Below are 26,253 nucleotides of genomic sequence, written 5' to 3'. Positions count from 1 at the left end.
GAGTTTGAGCGTCAGGCGTCTCTCAGGGTTCGGTGACGGATGCTTGAGGCCAATTGGTTCAGCAGTCCCCGGGCTTCGTCATCGTGCAGGGCATGGCACTTTTCCTGAAACACGTGCAGGTCGTGTGTTGATGGAGCGTTAGCAGCGCCTTTCTTCAGGTCCAGATGTTGGCAGGCTGCCAAATGGGCTTTGATTTCGGTATCTATCAGTCGTGAAGCCAGATTTTCAACCGTTTCGCTGCAGAACGGACGGCATTGGTTCAGCTGAGTTCGGGCTTCAATGGCGGCTTGGCGAGCCTCAAGGCGTAGGTCGTTTGCGGCTTCTCCCGCTTCTACGGCACGCAGAAAAACGCCCAGCCGGTCGTGGAGTTGCCACACTTTGGGCCAAATGACGTCGTAGGCCGTCTTTTCGGTGTGGTAGCGTTCCTGTTCCAGAGCGGCCCCTTGATCGGACGCTTTGCCGCCTAACGGCTGATTGAAATCCACCACTCGCATGTCGTCTATTTCCCGCCAAAGGCTGTCAATGCGCTGCTTCAGAGCACGGATTTGATGCTGATTGCGCCTTCGGCTGATGAGCAGCATCAGAAGGGCCACCAAGGCAAGCAGCGAAGCGCCCGCTGCGATCAGAAGCGACAGGTTGTGGGGCGGCAGCATGGTCCAGAATTGACCCGCGTCCATGGCGTTCGACCTCCGTCGAATTCCCGTTTCAAGCTTTTAGTATAGAGCTTATTCCTGATTCTGTTGCCGGTAAGGAAGCACCGAGTGGGCGTCTTCGTAGTAGCCGTTCACGTGCTCTGCTTCTTCTCGTGTGAATTCGGCAATGGCGTCTCTGAAACCCGGATGAAGAATGCCATGCCAAGAATGGGTAATGACTGGTTCGAAACCCCGGACCAGTTTGTGTTCGCCCTGGGCGCCGGCATCGAAATGCTGGAGGCCCAATTCGAGGGCCAGTTCAATGCCTTGGTAGTAACACGTTTCGAAATGCAGGTGGTTGTATTCATCCAGGCAGCCCCAGTAGCGACCGTAGAGCGTTGCACCGTTCGCCAGAAATAACGCTCCCGCTATCATTTCGCCGTCGCGTATGGCCATGACTATGTGCAGGTGCTCGGGCAGGTTCTCCCTCAGTTGTTCGAAGAAGGCTTTGCTCAGGTAGGGCTGTTGGCCGCGTTTAAGGTAGGTGGCTTGATAGAATACGTAAAACGCCGACAGCACCTGATCTGAAATATCCCGCCCGTGAACGCGCCGGAAGCCGATGCCTTGCTCAGCCACTTGCCGCCGCTCTTTACGGATGGATTTGCGTTTGCGGGAGGTGAGTTCAGCCAGAAAGTCGTCAAACGATTCATAGCCGCGATTGTGCCAATGAAACTGGCAGCCAATGCGGTGGAGTTCCTGGTCGTGGCTGAGTAACGCTTGATCCGACTCATTCGGGAATAGCAGGTGCCAGGAGTGGGCGCCAAGCTTCTCGGTCAGGGTGGTTAGCAGATTGTCCAGCGTTAGAGGCGTTAGCTGTTCCCGGGCCTCCTCATTCAGCAGCAGACGTGGGCCTTGAGACGGCGTAAAAGGGACGGCGATCAGTAGCTTCGGGTAATAGGGTAGCCCGTGGCGTTGGTAGGCTTCCGCCCACCCCCAATCGAACACGTACTCGCCCATCGAATGGCTTTTCAGATAAGCGGGGGCCACGCCACAGATGTGGCCGTTGCGACGGAAAACCAGATGACTGGGTGTCCAGCCGGTTTCCGGGCGGGTGCAGCCGGAAGTCTCCAGCGCCTGAAAGAATTCGTAGCGAAGAAACGGATTTTCACAACCGGCCAGTCGCTGCCACTCCGCTTGGGGAATGTCGGCGATGCTGGCGCAGGTGGTTACCGTGATCTCGGGTGCTGCCATGATGATAGTGAACTCTTGTAAACCAAGGCCATACCATACGACAGAACCCGAGCGGTGATCACTATTTCATGTCAGCGCAGCGTTTCTCCATTTTTTTCTGCCATTTTTCCATACGCTTATGGTGCTTTTCCTGACGCTCGTCGTGGATTTCGCTCCAGATCACCCGCTGTTCGTCGGTAAGCATCAGACGGTCGGCCATTTCGGCGCGATGTTCCTGCATTTCCTGGCGGCGTTCTTCACGGTGTTCTTTGCTGAATTTACCTTTGCCTTCGCGGAAGTCTTCGCACATCTCTTTCTTGTTGTGCTTGCCTCCGTGATGGTCCATGCCTTTGTGATCATGGGCAAAGGCAGCCGGGCTGGCTGCGAACAGCGCCGCCATCAGAACGCCGGCGGTCATTACAGAAGTATGTGCTTTCATGATGTGTTCCTTTTTCGTGTTTGGACTGTCTACGGAACCCATGTTACGCCCTTGAAACGTCAGCGAGCGTCAGGCTTGTGTAAAGGTTGGGTAAAGAAAAAAATCGGCTCGGCAGAGGGGCTTAAGCACCGTGCTAGACTAGCTGCAGATAACGATTGAGGGGCAAAGATGCAAAATCGGGTATTGCTGGTTGAAGACGACGATGAGTTGAGACAATTGCTGTCGCGCTATCTGGCAACGCAAGGTTTCAGTGTCCGCGAGGCGGCCAATGGTCGTGATGGTTTGTCGCTGGCTTTGGGGCAGGATTGTGACATCGTGGTTCTGGATATCATGCTGCCCGATATCAATGGTCTGGATGTGCTGCGTGAGCTGCGAGGCAAAACCCATTTGCCGGTTATCTTGCTGACCGCCCGGGGTGACGAAACCGATCGGATTGTTGGGTTTGAAGTCGGTGCAGACGATTATATTCCCAAACCCTGTAATCCGCGTGAGCTGGTGGCTCGCTTGCAAGCTCTGTTGCGCCGGGTTGCCTGGGATCAGCAAGCCGATGTGGATGCCGGCCGGGTATACGGGGATCTTCGTGTGGAGCCTGATCAGCGCCGTATTTATCAGAACGAAAAGCCGCTTGAGCTGACCGCGACCGAATACGAGGTGTTGCAGGTTTTGCTTGCCCATGCCGGCAGCGTGGTTCGTAAAACCGATTTGATGCAATGGGCGTTAGGCCGCAGGCTCGAAGCCTACGACCGCACGCTGGACATGCACGTGAGCAACTTGCGCAAAAAACTTGGCAATGACGACCCGCCCAGAATCGAAACGGTGCGCGGTCTTGGATACAGCTATCGGGTCCCAACGGAATGATGCGTTTCAGGTTTACCTTGTTCTGGCGTATTTTCCTGTCGATCTGGCTGGCGATGGCGGTGACGGTTGTGGCCAGCCAGCTGGCCACCCGCTTTCTGCTGGATCGGGAACGCCAGGCCATTGTTCGTCAGGCCGGCTTGCAGGACATCGCCGGCGAAGCCATCAACCTGCAAGAGCAGCTGGGCCGGGCCGAGGCGCGGCGATTTTTGCGGATGGAAGGTGAGCGGCTGCAACTTCATTTGATGCTGATTGAACCGGACCAGGGCCACCACCGTTTGCCGCGCATGGTGCGCGAGCGCATGCAGTCAAACTGGCACCTGAGTAAACCTGCGGTATTGGATTTGGGCGGCGGGTATCAATTAATTGCCTGGCCCCGCATGGGCGCTGAAGGCTGGTTACATCCCGGGTTGTTCCGGATGTTTGAGCTGGTTCTGGCGTTTGTTGTTATCTCGCTGGCTTGCTGGTGGGTCGCCCGATTTGTCTCCCGGCCGCTCAAGCACATGGAGGGCACCGCTCGCTCGATTGCTAAAGGTGACACGGAATTGCGCGTGGCCGATACCATCGCCCGCCGCCGGGACGAAATTGGGCAGTTGGCCGCTGCGTTTAACGCCATGACCGATCGTTTGTGCCAACTGCTGGATCGGCACAATCGTTTGTTGAGAGATATCTCCCATGATTTGAGGACCCCTCTGGCGCGCCAGCGGGTTGCGATTGAACTGGCCAGTGACGAGGGCGCTGATCCGGCGCTTATGGAGAGCATTCTGCGGCAGAATGAGCGGCTTGAAACCATGACCGGCCAGATCCTGACTCTGTATCGGGTATCTGAAAATGGCAGTGCTTTCGAGCAGCAGCCCGTCAAACCCTTATCGCTGATCAATCGGGTATTGGGTGATGCTGGTGATTATGCCGAGCAGCAAGGGATAGATTGTAAATTGGTGGCAAGCGATGAAGTCGCGGCGGTTTCCATTTTGGGCGATTCGGGGTTGCTGCAGCGGGCATTCGATAACGTTCTGCAAAATGCGCTGGACCACACGCCGCCCGGACAATCTGTCGGTGTCGAGCTCTCGGTGACGAATGGCCAGGTGGTAGTGTCGATATCCGATGAAGGCCCCGGGGCGCCTGACGAGATGCTTGACCAGTTGTTCGAGCCTTTCTTTCGTGCCGACGAATCCCGAGGTGGTCAGGGCTGGGGCTTGGGGCTTTCCATTGCACGGGATATCATCCGTGCCCACGAGGGCTCGATCACCGCACAAAATCGGCCGCGCGGGGGGCTTCAGGTAACGCTTCAGTTACCGGTGTTCTTCGGAAGCTGACCGGGCTTTGGTCAGGGGAGGTTGTTCGGCTTCGCTGTCACGAGGTTTCAGATGAGTGGCATTCGAGAAATCGATGCCTTCTTGCAACTCGTCTTCTTCAAACCGAATGCCGCAGCCTGCTTTTCGGAATTTTGCCGGGCTGGCTGTGCCAGTAGTTCTGTTTTCACCGTCGTTGGATGTCATAGGTTGCCTCATGAGTAAAGATTACCCGGTTCCGTCAGGATACCTTGAGCGGGAAACGGAAGTGAAGAAAAGCCGTTTTATTGCACGGGTGTATCCGGTCAGTAGTCGTGAGGAGGTGCGCGAACGTGTCGCCGAGGCGCATCGGGATTATCCGGATGCCCGTCATGTCTGTTGGGGTTACCAGATTGGTCGCCCCGGCTCTGCGGCTGAAGCTGCCATGAACGATGACGGCGAGCCATCCGGCACGGCGGGCAAGCCGATTTTGAACGTGATTCAGCACAAAGATATGGGCGATGTGTTGGTGATTGTGGTGCGCTATTTCGGCGGCATCAAACTGGGTGCTGGCGGCTTGGTTCGTGCCTATGCCGGGGCTGCGGAAAGCGTGCTGTCGGAAGTCGGAAGAGAAATTCATCAAGCCCGCGTGCAAGCCCGTGTGGAACTCGACTTCGCCGACGAACAGCCGCTGCGGCATTGGTGCGATGGCCACGAAGGCACGATTGAATCGATTGAGTACAGTGCTAAAGTTCACGCGTTGGTTTCTGTCCCGGAAGTCCGGCAGGGCGAACTGTCCGCGTTTTGCGAATCGCAAAAGCTGGATTACCGTTTGGAAACCTGACCAGTCTGTCGGGTGGCACTGCAGGTACACCGGGTATAATGTGACAAACAAGCTCCAAAACAGGAGAACATCGATGCGCGTTTTAATGATTGCAGCCCTGACCATGATTCTGGCCGGTTGTGCCAGCAACGTGGTGACGGATTACAACACTTCGACCGTGTTCGGGAATTACAGCAGTTGGGCCTATGCTCCGATGGATCAAGGCACCGGATTCGCCTCCCTTGACGATGCTCGGGTGCGCAGTGCCGTTGAGCGGGAGCTCAACCGCAAGGCCATGAAAAAAGTTGCGAAGGATAACGCCGACCTGCTGGTTAGCTGGCAGATTGTGTCTGAGGAGCGGCTGGAACAGAGCGGATTGGGTCTGGGCTTCGGTTTTGGTCGTGGTAACTTTGGCTGGGCCCTGTCGGCACCGCCACCGGTTCGCGAAGTCACCGAAGGCAAGTTGGTGGTAGAGCTGGTTGATCAGGACAGCGCTGAAGTTGTTTGGCGTGCTGCCAGTCGCCGTTACCTGAATGAAAACCAGTCTCCGGAAACCCGGCGTAAACTGATTGATGAGGTTGTCGCGGAAATGTTTTCGAAATACCCTCCCGGCTTAAACTGATAAACCGACAGGATTTTGTTGATGGGTATGAAGAAGCGGGAAGGTGGCCTGGTCTTTTCCACCGAGCAAGGTCGCATGTGTCCGGGTTGCCGTAACCCGGTTTCCGAATGTGCGTGCGGCGAGCCAGTACAGCCGGAAGGCGATGGTGTCGTACGTGTCAGCCGCGAAACCAAAGGCCGGAAAGGCAAAGGCGTGACCTTGATTACCGGCATTCCCCTCGACAGCAAAGCGCTGAAAGACTACGCCAAAGTGCTAAAAGCAAAATGCGGCACAGGTGGTACAGTAAAAGACGGTGTGGTGGAGATCCAGGGCGATCATCGAGATCTGCTGGTGCCTTTGCTTCAGCAAAAAGGATGGACCGTGAAACGGTCCGGCGGCTGAAGTTCTATTCAATCCGATTTGTAAGGAACAAGAGGTATGCACCTTCTGGTACTGGGCGCTGGGGTCGTGGGAGTTACTACGGCCTGGTTTCTTCAGGCGCAGGGGCACCAGGTTACGGTGGTCGATCGTCAACCTCAATCCGGGCTGGAAACCAGTTACGCCAACGGTGGCCAGATCTCTGTCTCCCACGCGGAACCTTGGGCCAACCCGGCCGCGCCGCTGAAAGTCCTTAAGTGGCTTGCGCAACCCGAGGCTCCCTTGCTGTTTCGCCCGGGGCTGGATCCCTACCAGTGGCGCTGGGCGCTTTCGTTTCTCGGGCAGTGTACCTCGGCCAAAGCGGCTCATAACATCCGACAGATGGTGAACCTTGGCACCTATAGCCGGGGCCAGCTTCAGGTTTTGCGGAAAAATATTGATCTCGATTACGACCAGCTCGACAAGGGCATTCTTCATTTCTATACCAACCCCAAAGAATTCGAAGCGGCGTTAGAGCCGGCGCGGATTATGCGCGAACTGGGCTGTGATCGGCAGGTGGTTGAGGCGGATCGGGCGGTGGAGCTTGAACCGGCGTTGAAACCCGTTCGCCATCGTATTGCCGGCGCCACGTATACCTCAGAAGACGAAAGTGGTGATGCCCGGAAGTTTACCCAGGCACTGGCTGAACGCTGCCGCGAAGCCGGCGTCGAGTTTCTTTATGGCACCGAGGTGTTGGGTTTCGAGAAAGTGGGTGACCGGATTCTCGGGGTGCAGGCCTTGAGTGAGGGCAAACATCACACGCTCCGTGCCGATAGCTATGTACTGAGCCTGGGGAGTTTCAGTGCGGTGCTCGCCCGGCCGTTAGGTCTGTTTCTGAATATCTACCCGGCCAAGGGGTATTCCATTACGGTACCGGTCAAAAACGAAGAAGCTGCTTTTAACGTAAGTTTGACCGATGACGAGTTCAAGCTGGTTTACTCCCGCTTGGGGGATCGTATTCGGGTTGCCGGAACCGCAGAGCTGGGTGGTTATAGCCGGACTCTGAACGCCACCCGTTGCCGGGCCATCGTGCGCAGGGCGGCTGAGCTGATGCCAGAAGCCGCGCATTGGGAACAGGCCGCGTTCTGGAGCGGGCTCCGGCCAACAACGCCGTCCAATGTGCCTTACATCGGCAAAAGTCCGTTCAGCAATCTGTACCTGAATACCGGGCATGGCACTTTGGGTTGGACTCATTCCTGCGGCTCGGCGGCTGCGTTGGCAGACATCGTCAGCGGGCGAACGCCCGAGGTGGATTTCGCCTTTACCGGGCTGTGAGTCGCCCATAAAAAAGCCGGTGCGCGAGAACGTGCACCGGCTTTTGAGTTGGCAGAGAGATCACTCAGCCAACTGGTCCCGAATCAGTTTCTTGTTGATTTTACCAACGCTGGTTTTCGGTATGTCTTCTACGATATCAATTTGGCTGGGAATTGCCCACTTGTTGATTTCGCCGCTCTCTACAAATTTCTGCAGGTGCTGTTGAATGTCTTCCAAACCAACGTTTTCGCCGGGTTTTAGCGTTACCAGAGCGTAAGGCCGCTCGCCCCATTTCTCGTCGGGTACGCCCACCACGGCGGCACCGGCAACGGCCGGGTGCTGGCTGATCAGGTTTTCCAGATCCAGAGAAGACAACCACTCGCCGCCTGTTTTGATCACATCCTTGATCCGGTCTTTGATGGTGAGCGTGTTATTTGGCTCCATCGAGGCCACATCGCCGGTGTGTAGCCAGCCGCCTTGCCAGAGGTCTTCGCCTTTCTGGGGCTCTTTGAAATAGTTTTGGGTTAGCCAGGGTGCTCGGGCCACCACTTCACCTTTGGCTTCTCCGTCGTGGGCAACCGGCTTGCCACTCGGGTCCACAATTTCCAGCTCCACCATGGGTACTGCAATGCCGGTTTTTACGCGGATGTGGGTTTGCTCTTCCAATGGCAATTCCAGATCTTCCGGCTTGAGGTAGGTGGCACTCAACAACGGGCAGGTTTCCGACATACCGTAGCCGGTGTACATCTTGATGCCGAGTTTGGCCGCGGCATCACACAACCCCTTGGTCAGGGCGCTGCCGCCGATCAGTACGTGCCAGTTGCTGAGGTCTGCGGTTTTGATGGATTCGGTAGCCATCATCATCTGCATCACCGTAGGTACGCAATGCGACGTAGTGACCTTATGGGTTTTGATCAGATCCACCAGCAGTTCGGGCTCGTACCGGCCCGGATACACCTGTTTGATGCCCAGTAATGTGGCCGCATAAGGCACGCCCCACGCATGCACGTGGAACATGGGCGTTACCGGCATGTAAACCGAGGACGATCGCAGGAACGGCATCTCGTCGTAAGCCGACAGGGTGCCAGTCATGGCGAGCGTGTGCAGAACCAGCTGCCTGTGGCTGAAGTAAACCCCTTTGGGGTTGCCGGTTGTGCCGGTGGTGTAGAACGTCGTGGCAACGCTGTTTTCGTCGAAGTCCGGGAAGTCGAATTGCGTGTCCGCTTTGCCCAGCAATGCTTCGTATTCGCCGAGCGTGTTGATTGAGGTGTCGGCAGCGGAATCGTTGTCGGTAAGCTGGATCCAGGTTTTGACCGTCTGGATGTCGTCTTTCACGCCTTCAATAATCGGCATGAAATCATCGTGCACCAACACCACGTCGTCTTCAGCGTGGTTCATGGTATAGACGATCTGTTCCGGGGACAGCCGCACGTTCACGGTGTGCAGGATGGCGCCGATCATCGGAATGGCGAAGAAGCATTCTAGGTAACGGGGCGTGTCCCAATCCATCACCGCAACGGTATCTCCGGCTTTTACGCCGGCATCCGTCAGCGCGTTTGCCAGGCGGTGCACACGTTCAACCAGATCGCTGTAGGTGTACTTGCTGCGATTGGCGTAGACGATTTCCTGATCCGGGTTGTATCGGGGCCCGGACATCAGGAGGCGTTTGATCAGTAGCGGGTACTGGTAGGCATTTTCTGCTGGCTGAAGAATTTTTGTTTTGGCCATCTTGGAACACCTCGTGTCTTTTGTTTGTTGTTATTGCTCCCAGGGATTACCTTGGGTGCCTTTCATGGATTTGACGCCTATGTGCATGGCGGCTTTCGCCAGCATGTTGGCGCTCACCGGGGCTGTTATAAACAGGAAAACGGTGATCAGTACTTCGGAAATGCCAAAGCCGTGGCTGCTGAAATAGATCACGGAGCTGAGCATGATTGCGCCCACACCTACTGTGGTCGCTTTGGTCGGGCCATGCAAGCGGGTGAAAAAATCGGGCAGTCGGGCCAAACCGATGGCACCAACCAAGGTAAACGCGCCGCCCAGAAGCAGCAAGGCAGAGATAATGTATTCTGTCAGTGGACTCATGGAATGCCTCCTTCGGCCCGATTATTCGATGACGCTGCCGCGTTTCAGGTATTTAGCCATGGCAACGGTACTGACAAACCCCATGACCGCGATCAGCAAACCTGACTCGAGGTACATTCGCGAGTTGAAGGTAATGCCGAGCAGGATGATCATGGCGATGGCGTTGATATAGAGCGTGTCCAGTGCCAGCACGCGGTCTGGCGCGTCTGGACCAATGATCAGACGATACACGTTCAGTAAAGCCGCGATCATGACCATGGCGATGGTTATGTAGAGTGCAGTTATCATCATCGGAACATCTCCATCAGCGGCTTCTCGTATCGCTTGTGGATGGCATCGATGACCTCTTGCTCGTTTTCGGCATCCAGCGCGTGGATCAGAAGCGTTTTGTTGTCATCGCTGACATCGGCGCTTACGGTGCCCGGTGTCAGTGAAATGGTGCTTGCCAGTAACGAGATCGCCAGAGGGTGATCCAGTTGCAGGGGGTAGTTGACGAACACGGGTCTGGGCTGCCTGGGGTTAAGAATCAGCACCGCTACCTTGCAGCTGGCCACCAGAATATCCCAGATCACGATCAGTACGAACATCGGCATCCGCCAGACTTTAACGAAAGCCGGTCGCTCCGGCCAGAAGCCGTGTGTGATTTGCGGGATGATCCACGCCAGCAACAGGCCCATCACCACGCTGGCTCCGGAAATACCGTCGCTCAGGAATTGCCAGGTGCTGAATAGCACCAGACTGAGCCAGGGTTGCGGGAAATTCAAACGATCCAGCATCAGTTATCCTCCCCGAACATCGGTGTTGTGAGAATCTGAGTATAAGCGGAGGTGTCGAATAGCTGGGCGGCGGTGGCCTCCGTGTACTCGTTGATCGGGCCAGCAAAAGCCACGACCAGTACCGTCAGCCCGATCAGTGCGCCGGTTGATACCGAAACAACGCCTTTCATCGGCTCAGGTGGCTTGATGTGACCATCAATGGTGCGCCAGAACAGGATGCTCCCGGCGCGACTGTATGCAATAAGGGTGAGGAAACTGCCTCCCAGCAGTACAGACCACAGCCAGGCCATTTGAGGGCCGGGTTCGACCGATTTCAGTATCAGCACTTTGCCGAAGAAGCCGCTCAGCGGTGGTAAGCCTGCTGCGGCGACGGCGCCAACCATGAACAATACGCTGATGAGAGTCCGGTGCGGCATTTTGGGCGCGGTGATAATGCGATCCCCTGCGCTGCCTCGTTGAATGGCCACCAGCTCAGCAACCAGGAACAGGCCTGCCACGGTCCAGGTGGTGCTGAGCAGATAGAACAATGCTGCCGAAACACCCGCTTCGGAACCCAGGGCAACCGGCGCGAGCAAGGTGCCGACCGAGATAATAACTTGCCAGGCGATGAGCGTTTTCAGGTTGTTTGCGCCCAGAGCACCGATAACGCCCATCGACAGCGTAATCAGCGCCAGCGGGAACAGCCAGTCCATACCGAGGAACGCTAACTCTCCGGAATTTTCGCCAAAGATCAGCACATATACCCGAATGATGGCGTAAACACCGACTTTGGTCATGATTGCGAACAGGGCCGCTACCGGCGCCGTGGCTTTGGCGTAGGCTTTCGGCAGCCAGAAGCATAGCGGCAAGATTGCGGCCTTCAGGCCGAACACCACCAGCAGCATCATTGCGCCGGCTTTCACCAACGCCAGATTTTCTCCGGTCACCTGCGGCACTTTTACGGCCAGATCGGCCATGTTGAGGGTGCCCGTAACGCTGTAGATCATGCCCACGGCAATCAGGAAGATGGCTGAGCCGACAAGGTTCAAGGCAACATAGTGCAGCCCCGGCACCGTCCGAATCGTACCGCCGCCATGCATCAGCAGACCGTAAGAGGCAATCAGCAGCACTTCAAACGCCACAAACAGGTTGAACAGGTCGCCCGTCAGGAACGCAATGTTCAGGCCCATGATCTGGAACAGAAACAGTGTGTGGAACTGACGGTTACCTTCGTCTGCTCCGCCAATGGAGAATATGTGGGCGAACACCGCCAGCACCGCTGTCAGTACAAGCATCAGCGCGGCGAGGCGGTCGAGCACCAGCACGATGCCAAAGGGGGGCTGCCAGTTGCCGAAAGCGTATATCCGGTAGCTGCCGTCGTCGGCCAGGCCCACCAGAACGATCGAGGCGACCAAAACCAGCACGCTGGTGGTAATGGCCAGCGTTCGCCGCAAACTGATGGGCGCATAGCCCATAAAGGTCTGCAATATCCCGCCAAGTAACGGAATGGCGATGGGAGCAATGAGCCAGTGATTCATTTGCCGGTTTCCTCCTGTTCCTGCTTGCTGTTGGCAGGATGTGCCGGCGGGCAGCCGTCTACATGATCGTCATCGTTGTCGGCCAGATTCCGCAGAGACAGCACCACGACAAAGGCGGTCATGGCGAAGCCGATAACGATCGCGGTTAACACCAGTGCTTGGGGGAGCGGGTCAGAGTAGCTTTCCGCCGTGCCCAAGATCGGTTGTTGTGCGGTACTCAGCCGACCGGAGGCAAACAGGAACAGATTGACCCCGTAGGACAACAGCGTCAGCCCCATAACAACCGGGAAGGTACGAGCCCGCAATAACAGGTAAACGCCGGATGCGGTGAGCGTACCGATAACCAAAGCAAACAAAAGTTCCATTACGATTTCCTCCGCGGGCTCTTGATGGCTGAGTGCGGTGATACCCGGCCGATACTGACCAGAATCAGCAGAGTCGCGCCGATAACGGCGAGATAAACGCCCAGATCAAATATCAGCGCCGAGGCCACTTCAAACTTGCCGACCACCGGCCAGGTGATGTACCCGAACGTGGAGGTCAGGAACGGATAGCTGAAGGCCAGACTGCCTGCGCCGGCAATGGTGGCGAACAGCAATCCAAGGCCGATCACGTTGTGGTATTTGATGCCCACCCGGTCCTGAGTCCAGACCATGCCGTTGGCAACGTACTGGATGACCAGCGCCACCGAAGTGATCAGGCCAGCGATGAAACCGCCGCCCGGCATGTTGTGGCCTCTCAGGAAGATGTAAGCCGATACCATGAGCGCCATCGGCAACATCGGACGAGCGACCTGTTTCAACATCAGCGGATAGGCGTCACGGGTCCAGGTGTGACCTTGACCATCGCCCGGAGGCGGTGTCAGGGCGGTATTCTTGAGCATCGCGTAAATGCCCATAGCCGCAATGGCCAGCACGCTGATTTCACCCAGGGTATCGAAGCCCCGGAAGTCCACCAGGATCACGTTCACCACGTTGGTGCCGCCACCGCCGGGCTTGCTGTTCTCAAGGAAGAACTCGGAGATAGAGGTGAACGGCTGAGTCAGCATGGCCAGAGTGATCAGCGTCATGCCGGTGCCTGCCAGCAAGGCCAGAGCGATATCCCGTATCCGGCGTCCTTTCGGTGTCTCAAGCGGCGTCCACGACGGCATGTAGTACAGCGCCAGCATCAGCAGAACCATGGTGACCACCTCTACGGAGAGCTGGGTCATGGCCAGATCCGGCGCCGAGAAACGCGCGAAAGCCAATGCCACCATCAGGCCGACCACGCTGAGCAGTACCAATGCGGTGAAACGTTCACGATGGACGAACGCAGTCGCCAGCGCCGACACGATCAAAAAGCCTGCGCCAAGCGCGGTGGGCCAGTCGATAGGGGACAGGCCATTGCTGCCCACAAAGATGCCCAAATCCATGACCGGAACGATCGAAACCGCAATCACGCTGACCACCATCAACATGGCGTAGCGTTGCAAGGAGCCGTTCTCTATACGCGCTGTCAGGCGGTGAGCGAAGTCTTCGATACGCATCAGTACGGCTTCGAAGATCGCTTTCTCATCAATTTCCTTGAAACGCTCGTGGAAGTCGAAAAAACGCTGGCGCTGGCTGTACATCAACAGGCCACCAACGAACGCGGCAACACTCATCATCAACGGTAAATTGATGCCGTGCATCACCGCTAACTGGTAATCCGGAACGGCGCCACCCAGGGTTGCCTGAGCCGCAGAAAACAGCAGCGGGCCAACCGATATGGCAGGGAACATGCCCACCATAATGCAGGCAAATACCAGAATTTCTACCGGGAACTTCATATAGCGGGGTGGCTCATGAGGAGGGTAGATCGGCAGGTTCACCGGCTTGCCGTTAAAGAACACGTCGTGAATAAAACGAGCGGAGTAGGCAACCGCAAATATTCCCGCCAGAGTCGCGACGATGGGGGGGAGCCATGCCCATAAGCCGGGCAGATTCAGTGCCAGAGATTCGGCAAAGAACATCTCTTTACTCAGGAATCCGTTCAGCAACGGAACACCAGCCATGGACGACGCAGCAACCATCGCAAGGGTGGCTGTGTGGGGCATATAGCGCCACAAGCCGTTGATTCTGCGCATGTCCCGGGTGCCGGTTTCGTGGTCGATAATCCCGGCCGCCATAAACAGCGAGGCTTTAAAGGTGGCGTGGTTAATAACGTGAAAGAGGGCTGCAACCGCCGCCAGTTTGGTGCCCATGCCGAACAGCAGCGTGATCAAACCAAGATGGCTGACCGTCGAATGCGCCAGCAGACCCTTAAGGTCGTGCTTGAACATCGCCGTGTAGGCGCCGATCAGCAGTGTGGCCATGCCCGTAAAGCTGACCAGATAGAACCAAAGCTCCGTGCCGGCCAATGCCGGGTACAAACGCGCCATCAGGAAGATGCCGGCTTTCACCATGGTGGCCGAGTGCAGATACGCAGAAACCGGTGTCGGTGCTTGCATGGCATGGGGCAGCCAGAAATGGAACGGGAACTGCGCAGATTTGGTGAACGCCCCCAATAGGACCAGTGTCAGTGCGACCGGGTACATGGCGTGAGCTTTAATCAAATCGCCTGCAGCCAGCACATCATCCAGCTCGAAACTGCCAACAATGTTGCCGATGATCAGAATACCGGCCAGCAATGCCAGTCCGCCGCCACCGGTTACCGCCAGTGCCATCCGGGCACCTCGGCGGGCATCTTGTTTATGCGTCCAGTAACTGATCAGCAGGAATGAGGTCAGGCTGGTCACTTCCCAGAAAATAAGCATCAGCAACAGGTTGCCGGACAACACAATGCCCAACATAGAACCCTTGAAGCAGAGCAGCAGCGAGTAGAACTTTCTGACGTTTTCGCTGGCCTTCAAGTAGTAATGGGCGTAGATGATAATCAGCAACCCGATGACCAGAATCAGCAGTGCGAACATCAGCGCCAAGCCGTCAAGACGGAACGAGAAGGAAATTCCGATTGCCGGTAACCATTCGAAGCTGTGTAGAACAACACCTCCGTCGGCCAGCGTTGCCCAATGCGGAAACAGGGCCGCCAGCGCAATCAACGCGGGCACGGAAGAAGCAATAGCAATCGCTGTACGCCCTCCCTGCGCAAACAGGGGAGCAGCAATCGCGCCTAAAAAGGGCAGTAGGACAACCAGCGGTAGCGACATCGCAACCTCGTTTTTGGTGTTTTCAGGCGTGAATGTAGGGCGAAATGCCCCTCAAAGTGTAGTGGGCGGCCAGCCTCACTGCACAGAAAAACCGAGTAAGCACCGGTTTATACAGGGGTTAGTTGAACCTTGGCGGATCCGGAAAATAGGGAAGACGCCCACGCTGCAAGACAATGTCAGCGGGCTGGAGGAATCCTGGCGAAACGATGCGGCCGGTGGACCTTCCGGTCATGTTTGCTCCGTCAATGAAACTTGAAAGCTGATAATACGTGGCTCGCGGGGTAGGTCAAGTCAACATCACGCCAATCAAGTGTATACTGCCCAAAAATAATCGCTGAGAGAGAACCATGAGCACTCCGTATCCTAACCTTCTGAAACCGCTGGACCTTGGTTTTACCGAGTTGAAAAACCGCGTACTGATGGGCTCCATGCACACGGGGCTGGAAGACCGGTTCTGGAATATTCACAAGCTGGCCCGATACTTTGCCGAGCGTGCGGAAGGCGGCGTAGGCCTGATGGTAACGGGTGGTTTCTCGCCCAACCTAGCTGGCCAATTGGCGCCCTTGGCCTCCACGATGAATAATCGTGCCACGGCGTTGCTGCATCGCCACGTGACGGGCGCTGTGCATGAAGCGGGCGGCAAGATCTGTATGCAGTTGCTGCACGCAGGCCGTTACGGCTACCAGCCTCTGATTGTTTCCGCTTCGGCCACCAAAGCGCCGATCAGCCCTTTCAAAGCTCGAGCATTGTCCACCAAAGGCGTTGATCGCCATATCAACGACTTCGTGAATGCGGCCAAGCTGGCCAAGTTTGCCGGCTACGATGGCGTTGAGGTGATGGGCTCCGAAGGCTATTTCATAAACCAATTCCTGTGCGAACGTACCAACAAGCGTAAAGATAAGTGGGGCGGACCCTACGAAAACCGCATGCGTGTGCCGGTTGAGATCGTTCGCCGTATGCGCGAAGCGGTAGGCCCCGAGTTCATCATCATTTACCGTCTGTCGATGCTGGATCTGGTGGAAGGCGGCCAAACCTGGGATCAGATCGTGACCTTGGGTAAAGCCATTGAGAAAGCCGGCGCGACCATCATTAATACCGGCATTGGCTGGCACGAAGCCCGGGTACCCACCATCGTGACCTCCGTGCCCCGCGGCGGGTTTGCGGATGTAACCGCCAAGTTCTACGACGAAGTCGATATCCCGGTGTGCACCACCAACCGCATCAACACGCCCGAAAAGGGCGAAGAGATTATCGCAGACGGCAAAGCGGATATGGTGTCTATGGCGCGGCCGTTGTTGGCCGACAGCGAGTTCGTGCGCAAGGCCGAACAAGATCGCAGTGACGAGATCAACACCTGCATTGCCTGTAACCAGGCGTGTCTGGACCACGTATTCCAGGCCAAACGAGCGTCCTGTTTGGTGAACCCGCGCGCGTGTTTCGAAACGGAACTGGTACTGACGGTTGCACCGGTGGTGCGCAATGTTGCGGTAGTCGGAGCGGGACCTGCGGGCCTGGCGGCCGCCACAACCGCAGCCAAACGCGGTCACAAAGTGACGTTGTACGAAGCGGACGACAAAATTGGCGGTCAGTTCAACTACGCCAAGCGCATTCCGGGTAAGGAAGAATTCTACGAAACGCTGCGCTACTTCCAGCGCCAGATCGAGTTGTTGGAAATCGATCTGAAGCTCAACACCCGCGTGGATGCCGAATCGTTGAAGGCCGAGGGTTTTGACGACGTGATCATTGCCACCGGTGTTAAGCCAAGGACACCGAAAATTGAAGGTATCGATCATCCGAAAGTGCTTGGATACCTCGACGTGCTGCGCCACAACAAGCCGGTGGGTAAAACCGTTGCGGTGATCGGCGCGGGTGGTATTGGTTTCGATGTCAGTGAATTCCTGACTCACGACTTCGAGCGCCAACCTGAAGGTGAGCAGGTCAAAGTCAGTGATTGGCAGGCGGAGTGGGGTGTTCATCCGGAATTCGACGGGCCCGGTGGTTTGGCAGAGCGCGAGGCAACACCGACACCGCGCAAGATCTACCTGATGCAGCGGAGAACCAGCAAAGTAGGTGGTGGTCTGGGTAAAACCTCCGGTTGGGTGCACCGCAACAGCCTGAAGCACCGCGATGTGGAAATGCTGAAAGGATGCAGTTACGACCGCATCGATGACGAAGGCTTGCACATCACCGTGTCGGATAAAGATGGCAAAGAAATCGAGAAGAAAGTGCTGCCGGTTGATAACGTAGTGCTATGCGCCGGTCAGGAGTCGTTCCGCGAGCTATACGATCAGCTTGAAGGCGCGGGCCTGAAAGCGCACTTGATCGGCGGCGCGGATCTGGCAGAAGAGCTGGATGCGAAGCGAGCGATTCGCCAAGGTACCGAAGTGGCTGCAGCACTCTGATGCTGCTGTTCCTTGCCCAAAAGTGACTGTAGTGGTCACTTTTGGGCACTGTGGGGTTGAGGCCTTACCGAACGGCTTTCAGCGCGTTCGAAATGGCCTCGGCCTCGGCTTCCAGCACCTGACTGTGTAAGCTTTGCCCTTGCTCGCGAGCGTGCTTGATTTGCTTGCACTTCATCTCATAGAGCCGGCTTAAAACCTCGGACTGGCTTTGCCTTAATAATCTGTTCACGGCGTCTTCCCCTTCGTACATCTGTCGGGATTCCTTACACTAGCAGCCTAAAACAGGCCTTTCACGAAGATCGCTGCATAACACGCGCCAGAACTAAGCGGCAAATCATTACCGCCCAAACCGGGCACGATAAGCTCCGGGCGCTAATCCCGTGTGTTTTCTGAACAAACGGCTAAACGAACTCACATCCTCGTAACCAACCAAACGCGTCACCTCCTCAATTGTGAGCCGAGAGTTTTCCAGATGCTGACGGGCCGATTCGATACGTAAAACCTGTAAGTAACCGGTGGGGGTGTCGCCTGTTGCTGCCTTAAAGCGACGGATCAACGAACGTTCGGTTAACCCGCTCAATGACGCCAAAGATGCCAGTGTCACCGGCTCGCTGTAATGTGTGTCTAGCCACTCCTGAACCGTAAGGATTTCAGCGTCGGAATGGTACCGGCGAGCCTGAAGCGCACTGTAAGGCGCCTGACTCGACCGACCCGCGTCAATCACAAACGCCTTCGCCAACTCCCGGGCAACCTGTGCACCCGCATGCCGCTCTACGAGATACACCCCAAGATCCCACCAAGCCATCCCGCCCCCGGCGCAGGCAACGTGGCCATCCACCGTTACCAGCCGATCCGGTTGCAAATCCACGTTCGGAAATCGCTGCCGGAATTGATTGCTAAACCCCCAATGGGTGGTCGCTTGTTTACCCTCCAACAACCCGGCTTCAGCCAACAAAAAAGCCCCGGTGCAATTACTCGCAATTCGCACCTGATCTTCGTTTGAGGACTGGAACTGCGAAAGCCAATCCACCAAGCCCGGATTTTCGGCTAATACCTGATCAATCGGTGCGCCAATGGTCGGAATGATCACCAGATCGTTTTCACCCAGCGCGGTAACATCCTGCCAGGAGCCGTCCGCACCAATGGTCAGCCCATTGATACACCGACAGGCCTCGCCGGTTTCCGTCAGCAAGTGCGTTCGGAAATACGGATGCGGTGACTCGCCATGAACCCGCGCCCAAGTCACACCGGCCAGACGAAACAGATCAATCACCCCTGTAATCGCGCTGGCAAGCGCCCCGTTAAAACCAATAATCGTGACGGTTTTCACAAAGATAACCCCTGATAAACAAAACTAGGCCACCCATCTCAAAAGTAGGGAACTGCTGCGGGAGAGGGCTTCCGAGAGTGTGCGCAGCAGGGAAGCTGCGCAGAAGCCTACAGGGATGTATTTACGGCGTCTCTCGGAAGCCCTCTCCCGCAGAAGTTCCCGGCAGCATAGTAAGGTAATGGCGGTTTTAGCCAAGAATAAGTCAGAAACGACAATTTCAACAACCGTAACGGTTGTGAGAGGCTATAGCCAATCAACAGGAGAACACGAATGACCGACACCCTGATCGACCGCCGCGACCTGGCATTCCAGCTCTACGAAGTCATGGACACCGAAGCCCTGACCAAGCGCGAGCGCTTCAGCGAACACAGCAAAGAAACCTTCGATGCCGTCATCGAAACCGCTGACAAAATGGCAAAAGAAAAGTTTGCCAACCACAACAGCGCCGCCGATAAAGACGAACCCAAGTTCGTTAACGGCCAGGTTGAAATGCTCCCCGAGGTCAAAGAAGCCTTCGACGCCTACGCCGAAGCCGGCTTTCTCGCCGGGCGCTATGATTACGAACTGGGCGGCATGCAATTGCCAGAATCGGTCATGGCCGCCTGCAACGGCTTCTTCACAGCCGCCAACCCCGGCACTGCCGGCTACCCGTTCCTGACCACGGCAGCGGCCAACCTGATTCGCGTGTTCGGCAACGACCAACAAAAAGCGACTATCCTGCCGAACATGCTCAATGGCCGCTTCAGCGGCACCATGGCCCTGACCGAACCCCACGCCGGGTCCAGCCTCGCCGATATCCGCACCTCTGCCACGCCCACCGATGACGGGCACTACCTGATCAAAGGCGCGAAGATATACATCTCCGGCGGCGAACAAAGCATCACCGAAAACATCGTTCACATGGTGCTGGCCAAAATCAAAGGTGCCCCGGCCGGTGTGAAAGGCATCTCCCTGTTTGTCGTCCCCAAATTCCACGTAGACGAAAACGGAGATCCGGGGGAGCGCAACGGTGTGAGCCTGGCCGGCCTGATTCACAAGCTCGGCTACCGCGGCACCACCAGTACCGCCCTGAGCTTTGGCGACGACGCCCCGTGCCACGGCTATTTGGTGGGTGAACCCCACCAAGGCCTGAAGTACATGTTCCAGATGATGAACGAAGCCCGCATTGGTGTCGGCATGGGCGCGGCGGTAATTGGCTACCGGGGTTATATGCACAGCCTCGAATACGCCAAAGATCGTTTGCAGGGCCGCAAAGCCAGCGAGAAAAACCCGGAAAGCCCGCAAGTGCCGATCATCGATCACGCCGACGTGCGCCGCATGCTGCTGGCCCAGAAAGCATACAGCGAAGGTGGCTTGGCGCTGTGCCTTTACGGTGCCCGCTTGATGGACGAACTACACACCCATCCGGATGAACAAAAGCGTGCTGAAGCCGGCAAACTGCTGGACCTGCTGACTCCGGTGATCAAAGCCTGGCCCTCGGAATTTGGCCCCAAAGCGAACGATCTGGCCATTCAGGTATACGGCGGTGCAGGCTACACCCGGGAATACCCGGTGGAGCAATGCTGGCGTGACAACCGCTTGAACCCGATTCACGAAGGCACCAACGGCATTCAGGCTCTGGATCTTCTGGGCCGGAAGATCTGGCAAGACCAAAGTCATGGGCTGCAGTTGTTGATGCAGGAAATGCAGGCCGACCTGCAAGCCGCTACCACAGACCGTTGCCAGCAGTGGGCGTTGTCACTAAGTGAAACCTTGCAGCAAGCGGTGAAAGTGACTCAGAGCCTGGGTAAATCCCTGATGGGTGGCGAAGTGGATAAAACCCTGGCCAACGCCAGCTGCTACTTGCACCTGTTCGGGCACATTGTGGTTGCCTGGATGTGGCTGCGTCAGGCCAATGCCGCTGCCAATGCGTTGGCTTCCGTGAACAGTGATAGCGAACGCAACTTCTACCAAGGCAAGTTGCAGGCGGCCCAGTACTTCTTTCACTGGGAATTGCCAACGGTGGCGCAGGACTTGGTATTGCTCCGAAATCAGGATGATACCTGTTTGAACATGAAAGCTGATTGGTTCTGAGTTTACCGCTTTGTGGACTGGTATATCCCAGAAATATGACGCGCGGGCGACGGGGAGGGGTTTTCAGGACCGTTGAGGGCCATGGACGGCCCGAAACGAGCCTACAGGGACGTACTCGTGGGCGTGTCCTGAAAAGCCCTCCCCGTTGACCGCGCAGCCTCCCGAACACCCAGGCTAGGTTGCCAAATTAGAGGACAAGAACAATGTCATTGGTAAACGTAGAAAAGCAGGGCCACATCCTGCTGATCGGACTGAACCGCCCGGAAAAAATGAACGCCATGAACCGGGCTATGTATCACGAAATCGCTGCCGCCTATCACCAGCTGCAAAACGACCCGGAACTGCGCGTCGCAGTGATGTACGCAGAGGGTGACCACTTCACCAGCGGCCTGCAGCTGGATGATTGGGCGGGAGTTTTTGCCGGTGGCACCGGTATCGAACCCGCCGAAGGTGAACTGGATCCTTTTCACATTACGGGTGAAGCTCTCACCAAACCGGTTGTCTTCGCGGCCCAAGGCATTTGTTTCACCTGCGGTGTGGAAATGATGCTCAACACCGACATCCGTGTGGCGGCCAAAGGTACCCGCTTTGCCCAGCTTGAAGTGCAGCGCGGCATATTCGCCTGCGGCGGCGCTACGATTCGGCTGCAGCGAGAAATCGGCTGGGGAAATGCTCAGCGCTATTTGCTGACCGGTGACGAATGGACGGCTGAACAAGCCTATCAATGGGGTTTGATTCAAGAACTGGTCGAACCCGGTGAGCAGCTGAACAAAGCTCTAGAGATTGCCGAAAAGATCGCGAAAGCCGCACCGTTGGGTGTTCAGGGCAGTTTGAAATCGTCCAAAATCGCCGTTAGTGAAGGGCAGGAAACCGCTAAGCAGCGGTTGTTTCCCGACCTTGGCCCCGTGATGGCCAGCGAAGATGTTAAAGAAGGTATACAGTCGTTTCTCGAAAGACGGGAAGCTGTTTTTAAAGGAAAGTAAGAGTAAAGCAGGTTCCGGTTGTTTGCCGGAACCTGCTCAGGGTTCAGGCCGCGTCAGACTTGCGGGTTTTAGCCTTGCCAGCGGCAGCCGCAGCAGCGACTTCCGCGGCATAATCCGCATACTTGGCCATTAACTCCTCCTTGCGATCCGGATCCCAGTTAATCTTCGACAAATCACCTTCGTAGTGATCAATCACCCGCTTATCCATTGTCTCCGACCACCATTTCGGGAAATACGCCGGCAGCAGCATTGATGCATAACCGCTGGGTAACTGCGGCGCGTCCTCAAAATGACGCAACGCCTGGAAACTCCGGCTCGGATGAGCGTGATGATCCGAATGCCGTTGCAACTGATACAGGAACAGATTGGTCACAATATTGTTGCTGTTCCAGCTATGCTCCGGCTTGGTCCGTTCGTACTTACCGTTTTCGTTCTTTTGGCGCAGCAGACCGTAGTGTTCGATGTAATTTACACTTTCCAGCAAACTGGCTCCGTAAATCGCCTGGCCAGCAAGGAAAGGAACCGCACGCGGACCGCAAATCAGCGTGGTGGCACCAAAGAAGCCGGCGCTCATGGCCCAGCCTTGTAGCAGCTCGTTATCCAGGCTCCAGAAACCCTTACCCTTGCGGGCCAGACGCGCCTTCTCGATCTTGACAGCGGATTTCAGTCCCCCCACCACCGTGCGCGGTAAAAACTTCCAGAAACTCTCGCCCATCTTGCTGCTGGCGGGATCTTCCGGAGTGGCTACCCGCTTGTGATGGCCAAAATTGTGCTCAACCACGAAATGGGTGTAACCGGTTGGTGCCAAGGCAGCCATGGCCATCAGCTTGTTTAATTTGTTCGATTTATGGCCCAGCTCATGAGCGGTATTGATCCCGATGCCATTGATGGCCCCCACCGAAAGGGTTAAGCCGATTTTGTCTTCGAGTGGCACGTTCTTTCGGCTTGCCAGCCAGGCGCCCATAAACGTCAGGACGTATTGGGTGGGGATAAACGCTTTAACAATCCGGTCGTAGTACTTGTCGTGTTCCAGAGTTTTTACGGCGTCTTCGGGCGGATTGCTTTTATCCACGCCTACTGCTCGGTCCAGGGCGGGAATAACGCCGTGAATCAAAATTGGCCCGGTCCACGCCAACGCTTTCAGTTTTTTCGGAGCGATGGCATACGCGCCCAGTGCCGCCACACCAATGCCGGGCAGTGCCGGGCCGAGTAACCACAAGTAACGCTTTGGGTCTTTCCAGTCTTTACCGGCCGGGCGGGCGGAGGTGTTGTGTGATGTGTCAGAAGATATTTGGACTTTGGCATTCATAGCAGGCGCTCCCTCTTGTTCGTTGTTCTAATCAATCTATGTCGGACAATCTGTCAATACAACAATATATGCGATATCTGGCCTGGAATGATAAGTTCGGCAAATTGGCGTAAAGCGGAACGGTGGTCCATTCTTCGGGTAATAAAAACAACAAGGACATATCGAGATGAGTGCTACAAACCCCGCGCGGGCGGTTATTTCCTGGAGTGCTCAGGAGTGGGTTCGAGAGTACATACGAACAAAGCAGCAGGCGGAAATTGTTTATCAGGATCCGTCCGGGCAGATGATGATCGTGCACGAAGTGTTGCACGATATTCTAAGCCGGGCCGGTCATGATTTTTTGGTGTTAGGCACCGGAAAAGTGCTCGGCGTTGAACGGATACTGCTGATCGACGGTAAAGAGTTAACGAAACAGTAATTCTGCGGTAATTGCGATCGAATGGCTGGAGCTCTACGCTAGAAACACTACAGTCATGAACCAACAGAAGGAAATGTTATGAACAAGCTCACACTAAGTGCACTGGCGCTCCTGATGACGCTCGGCCTTGCAGCTTGCAGTTCCGAAAGCGACGAAGGCGCTGATTTCGAGCAAGCCGGCGAAAACGCTGCGGAAATGATGGACGATGCCGCCGATTCTGCGGAAGAGGGCATGGAAGAAGCGACCGGCACCGACGAGAGCGCGTTGGGCGAGATTCAGGAAGGCTTTGAAGAAGCCGGTGACAAAATGGAAGAAGCCGCTGACGACACAAGCGACGCTATGGAAGAAGCGGCAGACGATGTTGCCAAATAAGTCTGTTGCATAAGCAGTTCACGAAAAGGCGCCATTCAGGCGCCTTTTTTGTGCCTTGCACACCCTGTCTTTTATCGGTCATTGAATTGACACGAAATCGAGGCGAGCCTGTCATACAAAGTCAGGACACTGATCTCTCGACAACGCCGGATGGCTCAATAATTCAAGAGAGAGAAAGTATGGCTAAGCACGATCTTGATTCCAATTATCTGGACCCAGACTACGAACCGGTGGTGAATCACGCGGGCAACCGTCCCTTTGATCAGGTGTTGACGACACGAATGCAGCGCCGTGCGGTTCTGAAAGGATCGGTAGGAGCCGCCCTGGCCAGCCTGGTGGGTGTAGGGCTTGCGGGCTGCGGCAGCAGTGATGACGATGGTTCAGCCTCTGCACCTGATGGCACCGGTGGCCCGGGCAGTCAAACGCCTGATCTTTCTATGGGCTTCAACGCGGTGCCTGTTTCCAATGCCAATCACGTGGTGGTACCGGAAGGTTATACCACGACGGCGTTTCTGCCTTGGGGCACCCCGATTACCGGTAGCTACCCGGCCTACAAAGCGGATGGCACCAATACCGGTGCCGAGCAAGAACAGCAAATGGGTATGCATCACGATGGCGTGCATTTCTTTCCCATCGATCTGAAAGCGGGAGGCAGCAGTTCCACCGAAGGCTTGCTGGTGATGAACCACGAGTACATAAACCAATCCGCTTTGCATGCAAATGGCGCCACGGGCGCAAGTGCGAATGGCGGGGTGCGTCCCGCCGATGAAGTGCGTAAGGAAATTGCCGCGCACGGTGTGTCAGTGGTCCACATCAAACAAGATGAAAATGGCACCTGGGACATCGTGTTTGGCAGCCCGTTCAACCGTCGCGTTACCGGCGGTACTGAAATGGACATTCGCGGCCCGCTCCGGGGCTACGCCAAACTGGCAACCAAGTTTAGTCCGGCCGGAGAGCGCACGCGCGGTACCTTGAACAATTGTTCCATGGGGCCGACACCTTGGGGCACCTATCTGGCCGCCGAGGAAAACTGGCACGGCTACTTTGCCAACAAAACGCAGGGTGTTCGCCCGCGTGAACAGGTTCGCCACGGCGTGGACGGAACCTCCCGCTACGACTGGGAGCTGGCGGATAACGGCGCTGATGCCTATGTGCGCTTTGATGTGACTCCAGGTATTGGCGCTGCGGCCGACGATTACCGGAACGAAGCCAATACCTTCGGTTACATGGTTGAAATCGATCCTTTCACGCCCGAAAGTGCGCCGCAGAAACGTACGGCCCTGGGGCGTTTTGGCCATGAAGGCGTGATCTTCGCCCCGGCCAAAGAAGGGCAACCCGTGGTGTGCTATTCCGGTGACGATTCCCGGTTTGAGTACATCTACAAGTTTGTCTCGTCCCAGCCCTACTACGCGGCGACGGCGGGTGGGTATTTGCTGGATGAAGGCACTCTGTACGTGGCGCGCTTTGACGACGATGGCACCGGTGAATGGCTGCCGCTCGATCTGAGCGATGCCGGTTTTGCCGCCAAGGTCACCGCCGCCAAGGGCACCACTGTGGGCACCATTGCGTTTGATGGTTTTGACAGCCAGGCGGATGTACTGCTGAATACCCGTCTGGCGGCGGATATTGCCGGTGCCACGCCGATGGATCGGCCAGAGTGGGGCGCCGTAGATCCGAATACGGGAGAGGTTTATTTCACCCTGACCAACAACTCCAGGCGCACCGAAGAACAAACCGACGCTGCCAACCCGATTGCCAATAATCAGAATGGCCACATCATTCGCTGGAAGGAAGCGGAGAATAACCACACAGCCACGCGCTTTGACTGGGATATTTTTGTGTTTGCCGGTGAGCAAGGCACAGAAACGGTGGTTGATGGCGAAGCCGTTGTTACCTTGAATGACGACAACATCTTCAACAGTCCGGATGGTTTGTGGTTTGACTATAACGGACGGTTGTGGATTCAGACGGACGGTCGGGACGAAGCGCCGTATCAGAACAATATGATGCTGGCGGCGAACCCGGAAACCCGGGAAATCAAACGATTCTTTGTTGGGCCGCAGGGTTGCGAAGTGACCGGAGTCACCGGAACGCCGGACATGGCCACTCTGTTTGTGAATATCCAGCACCCCGCAGCTAACTGGCCGGATGCCAGTGATCCAAGACCCCGGGATGCCACGGTGATCGTGACCCGCGACGACGGCGGGGTGATTGGCAGTTGATCCCGCCAATGTAAGGTTAGCCGCGCGGCTGGAACATGGCGGGCTTTGCAAGCGAGCAAGCCCGCTATGCTAGACTTG

At 56.3% G+C, this 26,253-nt stretch carries 26 protein-coding genes; 12 read left to right on the top strand and 14 right to left on the bottom strand.

Going from position 1 to position 26,253, the window contains the following annotated elements:
- Positions 1–11: 11 nt before the first annotated feature.
- The 3 genes from Q9245_RS04820 to Q9245_RS04810 form a co-directional block, all read right to left on the bottom strand.
- Complete coding sequence (locus tag Q9245_RS04820) at positions 12–677, bottom strand: hypothetical protein (RefSeq protein WP_305896085.1); 666 nt, start codon at positions 675–677, stop codon at positions 12–14.
- A gap of 48 nt (positions 678–725) precedes the next feature.
- Entirely contained in the window at positions 726–1,883 is a 1,158-nt protein-coding gene (locus Q9245_RS04815) for a GNAT family N-acetyltransferase (RefSeq protein ID WP_305896084.1), read from the bottom strand.
- Between the two features lie 61 nt (positions 1,884–1,944).
- The gene (locus Q9245_RS04810) at positions 1,945–2,301 is read right to left on the bottom strand and encodes a hypothetical protein (RefSeq protein WP_305896083.1); all 357 of its coding nucleotides are present in this window, start codon (positions 2,299–2,301) and stop codon (positions 1,945–1,947) included.
- Between the two features lie 168 nt (positions 2,302–2,469).
- Between Q9245_RS04810 and Q9245_RS04805 the strand changes: the two genes are divergently transcribed.
- On the top strand, positions 2,470–3,159 hold the full coding sequence (locus Q9245_RS04805; protein WP_305896082.1) for a response regulator transcription factor: 690 nt from the start codon (positions 2,470–2,472) through the stop codon (positions 3,157–3,159).
- Positions 3,156–4,472: an ATP-binding protein gene (locus Q9245_RS04800; RefSeq protein ID WP_371824786.1), complete on the top strand. Its 1,317-nt coding sequence runs from the start codon at positions 3,156–3,158 to the stop codon at positions 4,470–4,472. The genes Q9245_RS04805 and Q9245_RS04800 overlap by 4 nt, the downstream gene beginning before the upstream one ends.
- Here Q9245_RS04800 and Q9245_RS04795 read toward each other — a convergent pair.
- Entirely contained in the window at positions 4,449–4,655 is a 207-nt protein-coding gene (locus tag Q9245_RS04795) for a hypothetical protein (RefSeq protein WP_305896081.1), read from the bottom strand. The two genes, Q9245_RS04800 and Q9245_RS04795, sit on opposite strands and share 24 nt — an antisense overlap.
- 10 nt (positions 4,656–4,665) lie before the next feature.
- Between Q9245_RS04795 and Q9245_RS04790 the strand changes: the two genes are divergently transcribed.
- The 4 genes from Q9245_RS04790 to Q9245_RS04775 all read left to right on the top strand — a co-directional run bounded on the left by Q9245_RS04790 (position 4,666) and on the right by Q9245_RS04775 (position 7,543).
- Positions 4,666–5,271 (top strand): YigZ family protein, encoded by a 606-nt coding sequence (locus tag Q9245_RS04790; protein WP_305896080.1) that lies wholly within the window; start codon positions 4,666–4,668, stop codon positions 5,269–5,271.
- A gap of 73 nt (positions 5,272–5,344) precedes the next feature.
- Positions 5,345–5,872, top strand: a complete 528-nt coding sequence (locus Q9245_RS04785; protein ID WP_305896079.1) for a DUF4136 domain-containing protein — start codon at positions 5,345–5,347, stop codon at positions 5,870–5,872.
- 21 nt (positions 5,873–5,893) lie between these two features.
- On the top strand, positions 5,894–6,253 hold the full coding sequence (locus Q9245_RS04780) for a translation initiation factor Sui1 (RefSeq protein ID WP_305896078.1): 360 nt from the start codon (positions 5,894–5,896) through the stop codon (positions 6,251–6,253).
- Between the two features lie 36 nt (positions 6,254–6,289).
- On the top strand, positions 6,290–7,543 hold the full coding sequence (locus tag Q9245_RS04775; protein WP_305896077.1) for a D-amino acid dehydrogenase: 1,254 nt from the start codon (positions 6,290–6,292) through the stop codon (positions 7,541–7,543).
- A gap of 60 nt (positions 7,544–7,603) precedes the next feature.
- Here Q9245_RS04775 and Q9245_RS04770 read toward each other — a convergent pair whose 3' ends face one another.
- From Q9245_RS04770 to Q9245_RS04740, 7 genes are read right to left on the bottom strand one after another with little or no spacing between them, the layout of a single operon-like run.
- Positions 7,604–9,250, bottom strand: a complete 1,647-nt coding sequence (locus Q9245_RS04770; protein WP_305896076.1) for a fatty acid--CoA ligase — start codon at positions 9,248–9,250, stop codon at positions 7,604–7,606.
- A gap of 30 nt (positions 9,251–9,280) precedes the next feature.
- Complete coding sequence (locus Q9245_RS04765) at positions 9,281–9,607, bottom strand: Na+/H+ antiporter subunit G (protein WP_305896075.1); 327 nt, start codon at positions 9,605–9,607, stop codon at positions 9,281–9,283.
- Between the two features lie 21 nt (positions 9,608–9,628).
- Positions 9,629–9,898: a K+/H+ antiporter subunit F gene (locus Q9245_RS04760; protein ID WP_305896074.1), complete on the bottom strand. Its 270-nt coding sequence runs from the start codon at positions 9,896–9,898 to the stop codon at positions 9,629–9,631.
- Positions 9,895–10,383, bottom strand: coding sequence for a Na+/H+ antiporter subunit E (locus tag Q9245_RS04755; RefSeq protein WP_305896073.1), 489 nt, complete (start codon positions 10,381–10,383; stop codon positions 9,895–9,897). The genes Q9245_RS04760 and Q9245_RS04755 overlap by 4 nt, the downstream gene beginning before the upstream one ends.
- Positions 10,383–11,900 (bottom strand): monovalent cation/H+ antiporter subunit D, encoded by a 1,518-nt coding sequence (locus Q9245_RS04750; protein ID WP_305896072.1) that lies wholly within the window; start codon positions 11,898–11,900, stop codon positions 10,383–10,385. The genes Q9245_RS04755 and Q9245_RS04750 overlap by 1 nt, the downstream gene beginning before the upstream one ends.
- On the bottom strand, positions 11,897–12,265 hold the full coding sequence (locus tag Q9245_RS04745; RefSeq protein ID WP_305896071.1) for a Na+/H+ antiporter subunit C: 369 nt from the start codon (positions 12,263–12,265) through the stop codon (positions 11,897–11,899). The genes Q9245_RS04750 and Q9245_RS04745 overlap by 4 nt, the downstream gene beginning before the upstream one ends.
- Positions 12,265–15,066 (bottom strand): monovalent cation/H+ antiporter subunit A, encoded by a 2,802-nt coding sequence (locus Q9245_RS04740; RefSeq protein WP_305896070.1) that lies wholly within the window; start codon positions 15,064–15,066, stop codon positions 12,265–12,267. The genes Q9245_RS04745 and Q9245_RS04740 overlap by 1 nt, the downstream gene beginning before the upstream one ends.
- A gap of 347 nt (positions 15,067–15,413) precedes the next feature.
- Between Q9245_RS04740 and Q9245_RS04735 the strand changes: the two genes are divergently transcribed.
- Positions 15,414–17,468, top strand: a complete 2,055-nt coding sequence (locus Q9245_RS04735) for an NADPH-dependent 2,4-dienoyl-CoA reductase (RefSeq protein ID WP_305896069.1) — start codon at positions 15,414–15,416, stop codon at positions 17,466–17,468.
- Positions 17,469–17,532: 64 nt separating this feature from the next.
- On the opposite strand, the gene Q9245_RS04730 is transcribed toward Q9245_RS04735, so the two are convergent.
- Both Q9245_RS04730 and Q9245_RS04725 read right to left on the bottom strand, forming a co-directional pair.
- Positions 17,533–17,718, bottom strand: coding sequence for a hypothetical protein (locus tag Q9245_RS04730; protein ID WP_305896068.1), 186 nt, complete (start codon positions 17,716–17,718; stop codon positions 17,533–17,535).
- Between the two features lie 87 nt (positions 17,719–17,805).
- Positions 17,806–18,798, bottom strand: a complete 993-nt coding sequence (locus tag Q9245_RS04725) for a GlxA family transcriptional regulator (protein ID WP_305896067.1) — start codon at positions 18,796–18,798, stop codon at positions 17,806–17,808.
- Positions 18,799–19,068: 270 nt separating this feature from the next.
- Here Q9245_RS04725 and Q9245_RS04720 point away from each other — a divergent pair, with 270 nt between their 5' ends.
- Both Q9245_RS04720 and Q9245_RS04715 read left to right on the top strand, forming a co-directional pair.
- A complete protein-coding gene (locus tag Q9245_RS04720) occupies positions 19,069–20,871 on the top strand; it encodes an acyl-CoA dehydrogenase (RefSeq protein WP_305896066.1) in 1,803 nt (600 codons plus the stop codon).
- Between the two features lie 203 nt (positions 20,872–21,074).
- Positions 21,075–21,854, top strand: coding sequence for a crotonase/enoyl-CoA hydratase family protein (locus tag Q9245_RS04715; protein WP_305896065.1), 780 nt, complete (start codon positions 21,075–21,077; stop codon positions 21,852–21,854).
- Positions 21,855–21,897: 43 nt separating this feature from the next.
- Here the strand turns inward: Q9245_RS04715 and Q9245_RS04710 are convergent, their stop codons facing one another.
- On the bottom strand, positions 21,898–23,163 hold the full coding sequence (locus Q9245_RS04710; protein WP_305896064.1) for an alkane 1-monooxygenase: 1,266 nt from the start codon (positions 23,161–23,163) through the stop codon (positions 21,898–21,900).
- A 166-nt stretch (positions 23,164–23,329) separates the two neighbouring features.
- Here Q9245_RS04710 and Q9245_RS04705 point away from each other — a divergent pair, with 166 nt between their 5' ends.
- From Q9245_RS04705 to Q9245_RS04695, 3 genes are all read left to right on the top strand, one after another.
- Positions 23,330–23,581 carry a hypothetical protein gene (locus tag Q9245_RS04705; RefSeq protein WP_247059085.1) on the top strand — a complete coding sequence of 84 codons (252 nt, stop codon included), beginning with the start codon at positions 23,330–23,332 and terminating at the stop codon, positions 23,579–23,581.
- A 78-nt stretch (positions 23,582–23,659) separates the two neighbouring features.
- Positions 23,660–23,953 (top strand): hypothetical protein, encoded by a 294-nt coding sequence (locus Q9245_RS04700; RefSeq protein ID WP_199006309.1) that lies wholly within the window; start codon positions 23,660–23,662, stop codon positions 23,951–23,953.
- Between the two features lie 179 nt (positions 23,954–24,132).
- A complete protein-coding gene (locus tag Q9245_RS04695) occupies positions 24,133–26,175 on the top strand; it encodes a PhoX family phosphatase (RefSeq protein ID WP_305896063.1) in 2,043 nt (680 codons plus the stop codon).
- The last annotated feature ends 78 nt before the right edge of the window (positions 26,176–26,253 follow it).

The sequence above is a fragment of the Marinobacter sp. MDS2 genome (genome assembly GCF_030718085.1).
In the GTDB taxonomy this organism is placed as follows: domain Bacteria; phylum Pseudomonadota; class Gammaproteobacteria; order Pseudomonadales; family Oleiphilaceae; genus Marinobacter.
The sequence above is the reverse complement of the archived record's forward strand: the minus strand, read 5'-3'. Positions and strand labels throughout refer to the sequence as shown.